The following is an 11,228-nucleotide window of genomic DNA, read 5'->3' as shown; positions in this document are numbered from 1 at the left end:
TCCTATTCAGTAATGGCTTCAATTTCGTAACGGAAAACTTCCATATTTACGTTGATTAATAACTTCTCGCTAAACGCTTGAACCTCTTGTTCTACGCTTGCACGATCATCACTTGCAATTTTAATTTCAAAGTATTTCCCCATGACAACATCTTCAACACCAGTAAAGTCCATGCGTTGTAAGGCATCTTTCACTGTTTCACCTTTAGGGTCCAGAATTGATGGTTTGTAAGTTACGTAAATTTTAGCTAAAAACATTAGTTGTTCTCCTCAGTTATTTTTCTGTAAATAATTTTTGTAAACGATCTAAGACAATTTGATAACCAACGGTGACATCGCCAAGGTTCTTACGGAAAACATCTTTATCCAAAGAATCACCAGTGACATCATCAATCAACCGCATATTATCTGGTGATAACTCGTCGGCTAAAATAAGTTGCTGTTCTGCGGTGTACCCAAATTCAAGTTTAAAATCAATTAATGTAATCCCAATTTTTTTAAAGATATCACTCAAAAGTTTATTAACACGATTAGCTTCACTACGCATCGTCACTAATTCCGCTTCTGTGGCAATATCTAAAGCCATAATTTGTTCATCATTCATAAATGGATCATCTAAGGCATCATCTTTAAAGTAAAATTCATGCACACTTGGCACTAAATGCTTCATTTCAGGGGCATTGTACTTAGTTACAAAATGGCCAGCAGCATAATTTCGAACAACAACTTCAATTGGCAAAATTGTAACTTGCTTAACTAGCTGCACGACTGGTGAGATTTGCTCAACATAATGATTAACAATGCCTTGCTGCGTTAAATATTTAAATAATAAATCCGAAATAGCACTATTTAACTGGCCTTTATTGGTAATTTGTTCCTTCCGCTTACCATTTAATGCAGTTGCTTGATTAGTGTACTCAACCCATAAAATTCCTGTTTGATCGGTTGTATAAACATTCTTAGCTTTACCAGTGTATAAAAGTGAACCCTTTTCCATGTCTTTACTCCTCAATGTCTGTTAGCCACGTTGCATTTTTATTAATATTGGCCGCGCCTAAAACGGTATAATGGCCAAGTTTACGGGCTGGTCGAATTTCTGCTTTACCATAATCATGAAAATGCCATTCTGGATGTTGTGCTAATTGGGCACGCGCAATTTCTAATTGGCTCCCTAGTAAGTTATGCATCATCGCAGGTAACGGCATTTCTAATGGCGCAATTGGTAAGCCGGTAATACTACGAATATGGCCTTCAAATTGTGAAACGTTAACTGCTTCAATTGAATAGTGGCCAGAATTATGGGGGCGTGGTGCCAATTCGTTAACTAAAACTTTTCCCGAAGCCGTAACAAACATTTCAATTCCCAAAACACCACGTAAGTTAAATGATTGGGCTAAAACTTGGGCAATTTGATCAACCTGTTCTTTAACTTCGTCACTGACTTGAGCGGGAGCAAGCGTTGTTTGTAGAATATGATTAGCATGAATGTTTTCAACTACTGGCCAAATTCGGACATCTTCATGGCCATCAATCGTTACCATTACTGATACTTCTTTATCGAAACTAATTCGTTGCTCTAAAATAGCAGGCGCATCTTGATACAATTCAGCAGCAGCCACGATATCAGCAACCGTATTCACATCCCGTTGACCGTGACCATCATAGCCACCAGTAGTTGTTTTAAGAATTCCTGGTAAGCATTGCATAATCTCTTTTTCATTTTCAGCTAAAGTAGTTGCTGAAATTTCAATAAAGTTAACGGTTGGAATATCCAGTGAACGCAAATTATTTTTTTCAACTAACCGATTACGTGTTAAGCGTAATAGTTCCGTTCCTTGTGGAATTTCAGTTAACTGCGCAACACCATTTAAAGCATCTAAATCAACATTCTCAAATTCATAAGTTAACACATCTACTTTTTTAGCAAATTCAACTAATGCTGCTTGATCATCATATGCGGCTACAATTTGAAAATCACTTACTTGACCGGCTGGTGAACTTGGTGTTGGATCAAGAATACCCACATGATAGCCCATACTCTTAGCGCTTAATGCTAACATCTGGCCTAATTGACCCCCACCGATAATTCCAATAGTTTTAGGTGGCAAAATTACCTTAGTCATTTAGTTGCGCCTCACTTTCAATGGCAGCATTTGTTTGCTTTTGTCTGAAATTAGTTAAGCTCAATGCAATTTGTTCATCCGTAATTGATCCAATTTGAGCCGCTAGTAAAGCTGCATTTTTAGCACCGGCTGTCCCGATTGCAACAGTTGCCACCGGAACCCCTGCCGGCATTTGTACAATTGATAGTAATGAATCTAATCCATTAAGTGCTTTAGACTGTACTGGTACTCCAATTACTGGCAAAGTGGTATTCGCTGCTAACATTCCAGGTAAATGCGCTGCCCCACCGGCACCGGCAATAATGGCTTGATAACCATTTTCACGTGCTGTAACCCCAAATGTTTGTAATTCTGCGGGCATACGGTGTGCTGAAATTACATGTTTGGTAAATTCAATCCCCAATTCCGATAAAATTTCCGTACTTAACTTCATTGTTGGCCAATCTGAAACCGATCCCATAATAACCGCAACTTTCACTTTGCTTCTCCTTTTATAGTTCGTGTTTTTTTAAAATCGTTAATTAATAAATTTATAATAACCAATAATAGAGCTTAAATCAATACATTTAAGATAATGAAATAAAATATAGTTCGTTTTTAGGTAAAAAATAACTTAAAAAGCACGAAAAAAGGCTAATCTTCCGTAAAAGATTAACCTTTTCTAATTTTTATAATTTGATAACTTTTATTTTACGCGACCGGCAAAGGTAGGTGCACTCATACGGTTAATATTAACCCCAAACCGTGGATTCATAGCATGGATAAAATTACCGTTACCTAACGAAATGGCAACATGATATACATGGCCACGACTACCCCAGAATAATAAATCACCTGCTTTAGCATCGCGAACACTAATTGGTTGTACGGCTAATGACTGTTGTTGTGCGGTTCGTGGTAAGTTTTTATTAGCAGCATTTTTAAACACATATTGTACAAATCCAGAACAATCAAACCCACGTGGTGTCGTACCACCCCAAACATAGCGGACACCCATAAAGCGGCGGCCATAATTAGCAGCTTGGGCATTGCGGGCTTGCGAATTATTAAATTGACTTGCACTAGCAGTTGTTGCCACGTTCGTAAGCGTTGTTGCACTGATTCCTAAAACAACAGCAACAGATAAGATTAATGTTCGTAATTTTTTCATTTTATATTTTCCTTTAACTATTTAAATTTTCATTTACTTTTTTATGATAGGCTATATATTACTAAAGGAAAATTTCGATTTGATTACAAACATGCAACGGTTATGTTGACTATTTTTACCATTGTGTAAAACACATAATTCGCATTTACAACCTTATTTTGGTATAACTTATTCTAATCGTTAAATACTTTTGATTGGAGCTTATTATGCGTAAAAAAGATTTAATCTTCGTTTCTATTGCTATTATTCTAGTTTTTATTTCACTTATTAGCTGGGTTGTAAATAAACCCGAACTTGCTATTATTGCTAGTAATGGTGGCGTTGTTTTATTAACAATTGTCTATCTTTGGAATAATCGCCACGAAAATTATTAAACAAAAAAGACCCTTAATTCAATTGAATTAAGGGTCTTTTTTTAGTAATTAAAGTTAAGCGAGCTTAACCCAACCATTAAATATGATTTAAATTACTTAGTAAACTTTGCATCGTGGAATTTCTTCATGATGCCAGCTTTTGAAAGAAGGTTCTTTACAGTATCTGAAGGTTGAGCACCGTTGTTCAACCAGTTCATGATGCTTTCTTCTTCCAACTTAACTTCTGCTGGTTCAACCAATGGGTTGTAAGTACCAACAGTTTCGATGAAGCGACCATCACGTGGTGAACGTGAGTCAGCAACAACGACACGGTAAAATGGGCGCTTCTTAGAACCCATACGCTTAAGACGAATCTTAACTGCCATAATATAATTTCCTCCTGTAATTTATCTACGAGTAATAATATACCAAATAATTCAACACGTGTAAAGCCTTTTTACTTTACACATGTAATTTTTTTATTTTTTAGTAAATCTAGCTCCTAATAATCGTAATTAGTAGTTGTCAATTCTTAAACCCTATTAATATCGCTCAAAAAGGCTGTTATTTAACACTAAGTATCCTTTTAGATCTTTTATTCAAAGCATTGTATAAACGGCTATAACGGCTAATTTAGGCCTTCTAGAATATGCTTAAATAAAAAATGCTTTTAATTTAAAAATCAAAAGCATTTTAATATTAGCCACGATATTAATCACTAAAAACGAGATTAGCGCCGTTTTTTAGCCTTTTTTAGCTTACGAGCCATCTGTTTCATTGCTAAGTTTCCTAACCCATTAGCAACTTTACCACCAAAGCCGCCTCCCATACCTGGGATATTTGGCATGCCTGGCATACCACCACCTTGACCCATCATATTCATCATATTTTGCATTTGTGGTGACATCTTACCATTCATTAAACCGCTCATCATCTTTTTCATTTCCATGAATTGTTTGATCATCCGGTTAACTTCAACAACTGGCCGGCCTGAACCTGCCGCTAAACGACGGCGACGACTTGGATTCAATAAATCAGGATTTTCACGTTCAGCAGGCGTCATTGAAAAGACAATCGCCTTAATGTGTTCTAAATCTTTAGGATCAACATTCATATTCTTAAGCGCTGGATTGTTGGCCATTCCTGGAATCATCTTCATGATATCTTCCAATGGTCCCATGCTTTGAACTTGGTTTAATTGTTCAATGAAATCGTTGAAGTCAAAAGTATTTTCCTTCATCTTTTGCATTTGTTCTTCGGCTTGTTTTTCATCGAAGTCACGTTGCGCTTTTTCAATCAGCGTTAACATGTCTCCCATCCCCAAGATCCGTGAACTCATTCGATCAGGATAGAAAACATCCAGATCCGTCATTTTTTCACCTTGACCAACAAATTTAATTGGTTTACCGGTAACTGCACGAATTGAGAGCGCTGCCCCACCACGCGTATCACCATCTAACTTGGTCAAGACAACCCCAGTCACATCGAGTCGTTGGTCAAAACCTTCAGCCGTTTGAACCGCATTTTGCCCAGTCATAGCATCAATTACTAATAAGATTTCATCTGGTTGCGCAATGGTCTTAATATCGGCCAATTCATCCATTAGTAGTTCATCAATTTGTAATCGACCAGCCGTATCGATAAAGACATAGTCGTTTTTATTTTCGGCCGCTTGTGCTAATCCTTGCTTAACAATATCACGTGGATTAACACCGGTTCCCATACTAAAGACTGGGATTTCCATGTCATGACCAAGTTTTTCTAATTGATCAATGGCCGCAGGACGGTAAATATCGGCGGCAATCAATAATGGCCGCGCTTTTTGTTCATTTTTAAGCTTTAAAGCTAATTTACCAACAGTGGTTGTTTTACCAGCCCCTTGGAGCCCAGCCATCATAATAACCGTTGGGACCTTTGGACTTTTATTGAGAGGAACGGCTTCTTCCCCCATCATTTTAGTTAATTCTTCATCAACAATTTTAACAATTTGTTGGGCTGGATTAAGTCCTTCTAAGACATTAGTACCAGCAGCACGATCACGAACTGTTTTAATAAAAGTTTTAACAACTTCAAAGTTTACATCGGCTTCAAGTAAAGCTAAGCGAATTTCACGCATTGTTTCACGTAAATCAGCATCAGTCACTTTACCCTTGCGGCGTAATCCTGAAATTGCTTTTTGGAGACGTTCAGTTAGTCCTTCAAAAGCCATTTTTATACCTCATTTATTCTTCATCTATTTTGATAATTTCTGCAACAATTTGCCGTAATTGTTCATCTGATTGATAGTGTTCATTAATATATTGATTTAACCGTTGTAAGCCATTGGTACGACGGTCAAAATCAGCCAACATGTGAAGTTTGGCCTCATAGCTTTCCAATAATTTTTCGGTCCGCTTGAGGTTATCATAAACTGCTTGACGGCTAACAGTAAATTCTTCAGCAATTTCACCTAAAGAATAATCGTCACCGTAATACAATTCCATATATTCATTTTGTTTAACTGTTAAAAGCGGTTGGTAAAATTCAAATAATAAATTAACCCGATTATTCTTTTCAATTTCCATTAGTGGCCTCGTTTTTAATCAATTAAACCTTTAAATAAGCCTTGCACAAATTGATCAGGACTAAATTTACGTAAATCAGTCGCTTGTTCACCAAGACCGACCCATTTGACCGGTAAATGCATTTCATTGCGAATTGCTAAAATAATCCCACCTTTGGCAGTTCCATCAAGCTTAGTAAGGACAATCCCCGTTACGTCCGTTGATTCTTTAAATAATTTAGCTTGTTGTAATGCATTTTGACCGGTTGTCCCATCTAATACAATTAGGACTTCATGTGGTGCAGTAGGCAATTCGCGACTAATAATCCGTTTCATTTTTGCCAATTCTTGCATCAAGTTAACATTATTTTGCAAACGTCCAGCTGTATCAACAAATAAAACATCATAATTTTCGGCCTTGGCTTTTTTAACTGCATCAAACACAACTGATGCTGGATCAATTCGATCAGGTCCTGCGACTACATCAACCCCATCACGTCGACCCCATTCTTGTAATTGTTGGGTTGCCCCAGCCCGAAAAGTATCTGCCGCTGCAAGTAAGACTTTTTTACCTTCAGACTTGTAAAGATTAGCCATCTTACCAATCGTAGTTGTTTTACCAACCCCATTGACTCCCACAAACAAAATAACGGTTGGCCCTTCTGGTGCAAAATGCATCGAATTATCTTCACCATTACCACTAGCTTCATAAATTTCAATCAATTTATCAACAATGACTTGGCGAATTGCCTCTTTATTCTTGGCGTTTTTTAACTTAACCTCATCCCGTAATTCATCACTAATTTGCATTGCTGTTTGATAACCAACATCCGCTTGAATTAACGTATCTTCAAGATCTTCAAAAAAGTCTTCATCGACTGAACGGAATTTAGCAAAGAAAGCATTCAAGCGCTCTCCAAATGATTTTCGTGATTTTTCCAAACCTTTATCATATGCTGCTTCCTCGGTTTCAGGTGCTAGCTCTTCGTCAGTTGCTGGGTTGACATCTTCAACTGGTATTTCATGTGCTAGCTCTTCGTCAGTTGCTGGGTTGACATCTTCAACTGGTATTTCAGGTGCTACCTCTTCAACAGTTACTGGGCTTACTTCTTCAACTGGGGGTTCAGGTGCTACCTCTTCAACAGTTACTGGGCTTACTTCTTCAACTGGGGGTTCAGGTGCTAGCTCTTCAACAGTTGTTGGACCTACTTCTTCAACTGGGGTTTCAGGTGCTGGCGCTTCGACAGTTACTGGGTTTACCTGTTCAACTGGCTCCTCTGAGACTTCATTATTCGCTTCCGTAACCGGTTTGCTGATGGGAATCTTGATTCCATTGGTAATCTTAACTGCAGGTTCATCATTTGTAGTTGCTTCACTGTCACTAGGTGTGCCATTTGAATCAGTCGCTGGTGTTTCTTGAACTGGTGCAACAACATCTTCAGGTTGTTTTTCTTCTTTTTTACGGAAAATATCAAATAATCCCATTTTATTTCCTCACTTTTTTATTGCTTAATATCAGCTAAGTTGACCGCGACAAGTTTTGAAATTCCTGATTCTTGCATAGTAATTCCGTATAACATATCTGCATTTACCATTGTCCCTTTACGGTGTGTAATCACGATAAATTGCGTATCATTTTCAAATGTGTGTAAATACTGGGCAAAACGGGTCACATTCGCATCATCCAAGGCCGCTTCGGTTTCATCAAGAATCGCAAATGGTACTGGTCGTACTGCCAAAATTGAGAAAAGTAACGTAATAGCGGTTAATGCTTTTTCACCACCGGAAAGCAATGACATTTGTTGGAACTTTTTGCCAGGTGGCTGGGCCATAATGTCAATTCCAGTGGTTAATAAATGTTCTGGATCAGTTAATCGTAACTCGGCTTTACCACCACCAAACATTCGACCAAAAATCGCATTAAATTGACTAGCGACAGCATCAAAGGTTGCTTTAAAGCGTTGTGTCACTTCACCATCCATTTCAGTCATTGTTGCAAACAAATTATCACGAGCCGCAACTAAATCGGCTTGTTGCTTACTTAAAAACTCATGGCGGCTTGCCACTTCTTGATATTCAGTAATTGAACCTAAGTTAACATCGCCTAGCTCATCTAATCCTCGCTTAATGAGCTTCAATTGCGTTTTGATTTCAGCAATCGGCATGTTAACTAATTCGGTCTTAGCCGCTTCGATTGTTAAGTCATAATCGGCCATTAATTGCTTTTGGGCTTGCTCTAGCAAGGCACTATTACGTGCTTGTTGGGCCGTAAGCGTACTTAATTCCTGTTGACTTAATTGTTGCGTGCCTTGTAAGCGATCAAGTTCTTGCTCCACAATGTTAATTGTACTATCGGTTTGCGTTAACTTGGTTTTGATTACTGCCAAATCAGTTGTTGCCTGTTGATAATCGGCTTGTGCAACCACTAATTCCTGTTGCGCGCGTTCACGAGCTTGTTCTAATTCATCGCCCCCCGCCGTAAATAACGCAAGGCGTTGTTCCATTTGTTGGCGATTTTTACTTAAGGTTCCAACTTGTTGTTCTAATGAGGTCACATCACTAGCTAAGGCCGTAGCTGTGGCTCGTTGTCCAGCAAGCCATTCTCGTTTCGCAAAAATCCGTTCACTTAAAGTCGTTTGACTTTGTGATAAGGCCTCAATTTCAGCTTTTGCGGCGGTAATTTTGGTCTCTAGTTGTTTAATATGGTCATCCAAAGCCATAAGTTTAGCTTTATTATCGGCATCATTCTGTGTAATTGTAGATACATTATCACTAAATGACTTTTGTTGATGCATTAAGTGTTCAACTTGATTTTGGACATGGTTAACATTTTCAAGTGCTAGTTTAACCTTAGAAGTTAAAATCTGAACATCTTCATTGCAAATTGCCAATTCTGAACGTTTTGCTGTACCAGCTTCCGTTAAATCACTAATTTGTTGATCAAATGCTTGTACTTTAGCTTCAGAACTAGCTAGCTCTGCTTGCATCGTGCCAACCGCTTTAGTTAATTGATCAATTTCGGTTTTTTGTTGGAGAACTCCATTATTATCATTTCGTTGTGCTCCTCCAGTAATTGAACCCCCTGGATTAATTACTTGACCATCCAAAGTTACAATTTTAAAGCGGTGTTGCCCGATACGTGCAATAGCAGTTGCACTATCTAAATCAGCTGCAATTACGGTGGTCCCTAATAAATGCGTTAAAATCTTTTGGTAACTCGGCTCACAACTTATTAAATCACTTGCAATTCCTTCAAAGCCCGGCAATGATTTAATTGCTTGCACTTGGTGTTCCGATAAATTCCGGCCCTTGATAACATTTAAAGGTAAAAACGTCACTCGGCCTAAGCGTTGTTTAGTTAAAAATTCAACCGCAACTTTTGCCGCTTGTTCATTAGTTACCACTACTTGTTGTAGTGCACCACCTAAGGCAACTTCAATTGCTTTACTAAAATTAGCCGGCACATGTAGTAGGTCAGCGACAACGCCTGCAATGTCCGGGAATTGCTCACGCTGACGCATTAAATTACGAACCCCTTGATAATAACCGGTATACTCATTATCCAACGTTTGCAAGGATTCTAAGCGGGCTTGAGCTTGTTTAACTAAAGCTAGTCCATCTAACCACGCTTGTTGATTTTGTTTTTGTTGTTGGTGTGCAACTTGGTAGTCATTTGTTAAACTATCAAATTCTTTTTGCGTTTTTTGCTGAATAGCTTGTGCCGTCTTTAATTGTTGTTCTAAAGATTGGTGTTCTTCAGTAACAAGTGCCAATTTGGACTGACTAGTCACTAATTGCGCCTGTCCATCTGAATTGGTTGTTGTGGCTTGTTTTAAATTATGGACTGCATTTTGGACTGCATTTTGTAATGTAACTTGCGTTTTTAAATCTGTAAAATGCGCTTGTTCAGCAGCAGTAACCTCTGCTTGTAATTGTGTAATCCGACTAGCAGCCGTTTGATTACTTAACTGTCCTAATTCCGCTTCCACTGTTTTAATTTCGGCTTCTTGCTCGCTTAAGGCTCCTTGCTTATCAGCTAGTTTAGCCTTAACTTGAGCGAGATTATTGGTAACTTGTTTTAAACTGCCCGTCAATTCTTGAATGCTGCTCGTTCGGGTTTGCTCACGTTCAGCAGTAATATTTTGTAATCCATTTAAGCGTTCACTAGTTTGCGCTAACGTAACCAAACGTGTTTGTAACTGTTCACGTTCAATATGCAAAGCTTGTTGATTATTTTTAAGTTCTTTTAATTGTCGGGACTTTTGATTAATCTCAGCCTGTTGATTAGTAATAATCGTATCTAATTGGGCTGTTTTTAGTCCGCTAGCTGTTTGAATATGTTGATATTCATCAATTTCAATAACTAAACGAGATTTCTCAAGGGCATCATATTGCTGCTTTTGTGCTATATAATCTTGGGCAACCGCTGCTTGTCGGCTAAGTGGTTCAACGCGATCAGCAACTTCTTGCAAAATATCTTCAACCCGATCAAGATTTTCTTGCGTTTGCTTAAGTTCTTTTTGGGCCCGCTCTTTATTTTGTTTATATTTATAAACTCCAGCAACTTCTTCAATAATTGTTCGGCGATCTTCAGCCTTAGAATTAAAAATAGCCTCAACTCGACCTTGTGAGATAATGGAAAAACTTTCCCGTCCCAGACCAGTATCCATGAATAATTCGACAATGTCTCGCAAACGGACATCTTGTCCATTGATTAAATAATTTGATTCACCGGAGCGATACAAACGGCGACTAATCCGAATTTCAGTAAAATCTGTCTTTAAATAGTGATCACTATTATCAAAGACAATCGTTACTTCGGCGCGATTTAACGGGCTACGTTTACTCGTACCACCAAAGATAACATCTTGCATTTTTTCACCACGCAGACCTTTAGCTGATTGTTCACCCATTACCCACCGAATTGCTTCGATAATATTAGATTTACCAGACCCATTAGGCCCAACAATCCCAGTCATACCTGGTTTAAATTCAATTTTTGTTTTATCAGCGAATGATTTAAAGCCGCTGATTTCCAAAGACTTGAGCTTCATAATGTTC

General features: G+C 38.2%; 11 protein-coding genes. 1 reads left to right on the top strand and 10 read right to left on the bottom strand.

Going from position 1 to position 11,228, the window contains the following annotated elements; translation table 11 throughout:
* Positions 1-2: 2 nt before the first annotated feature.
* The 5 genes from purS to LQZ75_RS03505 form a co-directional block, all read right to left on the bottom strand.
* Positions 3-257, bottom strand: a complete 255-nt coding sequence (purS, locus tag LQZ75_RS03525) for a phosphoribosylformylglycinamidine synthase subunit PurS (protein ID WP_230096472.1) — start codon at positions 255-257, stop codon at positions 3-5.
* Between the two features lie 16 nt (positions 258-273).
* Positions 274-996 carry a phosphoribosylaminoimidazolesuccinocarboxamide synthase gene (gene purC / locus LQZ75_RS03520; RefSeq protein WP_230096471.1) on the bottom strand — a complete coding sequence of 241 codons (723 nt, stop codon included), beginning with the start codon at positions 994-996 and terminating at the stop codon, positions 274-276.
* 4 nt (positions 997-1,000) lie between these two features.
* Complete coding sequence (gene purK, locus LQZ75_RS03515; protein WP_230096470.1) at positions 1,001-2,122, bottom strand: 5-(carboxyamino)imidazole ribonucleotide synthase; 1,122 nt, start codon at positions 2,120-2,122, stop codon at positions 1,001-1,003.
* Complete coding sequence (gene purE / locus LQZ75_RS03510) at positions 2,115-2,600, bottom strand: 5-(carboxyamino)imidazole ribonucleotide mutase (RefSeq protein WP_290368220.1); 486 nt, start codon at positions 2,598-2,600, stop codon at positions 2,115-2,117. Before purE ends, purK begins: the two co-directional genes overlap by 8 nt.
* Positions 2,601-2,807: 207 nt before the next feature.
* Entirely contained in the window at positions 2,808-3,272 is a 465-nt protein-coding gene (locus LQZ75_RS03505) for a C40 family peptidase (RefSeq protein WP_230096469.1), read from the bottom strand.
* 206 nt (positions 3,273-3,478) lie between these two features.
* Between LQZ75_RS03505 and LQZ75_RS03500 the strand changes: the two genes are divergently transcribed.
* Positions 3,479-3,646, top strand: a complete 168-nt coding sequence (locus LQZ75_RS03500) for a hypothetical protein (RefSeq protein ID WP_230096468.1) — start codon at positions 3,479-3,481, stop codon at positions 3,644-3,646.
* Between the two features lie 92 nt (positions 3,647-3,738).
* On the opposite strand, the gene rpsP is transcribed toward LQZ75_RS03500, so the two are convergent.
* The 5 genes from rpsP to smc all read right to left on the bottom strand — a co-directional run bounded on the left by rpsP (position 3,739) and on the right by smc (position 11,221).
* The gene (gene rpsP, locus LQZ75_RS03495; protein ID WP_168722487.1) at positions 3,739-4,011 is read right to left on the bottom strand and encodes a 30S ribosomal protein S16; all 273 of its coding nucleotides are present in this window, start codon (positions 4,009-4,011) and stop codon (positions 3,739-3,741) included.
* 344 nt (positions 4,012-4,355) lie between these two features.
* Positions 4,356-5,834 (bottom strand): signal recognition particle protein, encoded by a 1,479-nt coding sequence (gene ffh / locus LQZ75_RS03490; protein WP_230096467.1) that lies wholly within the window; start codon positions 5,832-5,834, stop codon positions 4,356-4,358.
* A 13-nt stretch (positions 5,835-5,847) separates the two neighbouring features.
* Positions 5,848-6,189 carry a putative DNA-binding protein gene (locus LQZ75_RS03485; protein WP_230096466.1) on the bottom strand — a complete coding sequence of 114 codons (342 nt, stop codon included), beginning with the start codon at positions 6,187-6,189 and terminating at the stop codon, positions 5,848-5,850.
* 14 nt (positions 6,190-6,203) lie between these two features.
* Positions 6,204-7,652, bottom strand: a complete 1,449-nt coding sequence (gene ftsY, locus LQZ75_RS03480) for a signal recognition particle-docking protein FtsY (RefSeq protein ID WP_230096465.1) — start codon at positions 7,650-7,652, stop codon at positions 6,204-6,206.
* Between the two features lie 17 nt (positions 7,653-7,669).
* Positions 7,670-11,221 carry a chromosome segregation protein SMC gene (gene smc / locus LQZ75_RS03475; RefSeq protein ID WP_230096464.1) on the bottom strand — a complete coding sequence of 1,184 codons (3,552 nt, stop codon included), beginning with the start codon at positions 11,219-11,221 and terminating at the stop codon, positions 7,670-7,672.
* Between the last annotated feature and the right edge of the window lie 7 nt (positions 11,222-11,228).

The organism is Periweissella fabaria (genome assembly GCF_918814575.1).
Lineage (GTDB): Bacteria > Bacillota > Bacilli > Lactobacillales > Lactobacillaceae > Periweissella > Periweissella fabaria.
Note: the sequence above shows the minus strand (reverse complement) of the source record. Positions and strands in the feature narration are given on the sequence as shown.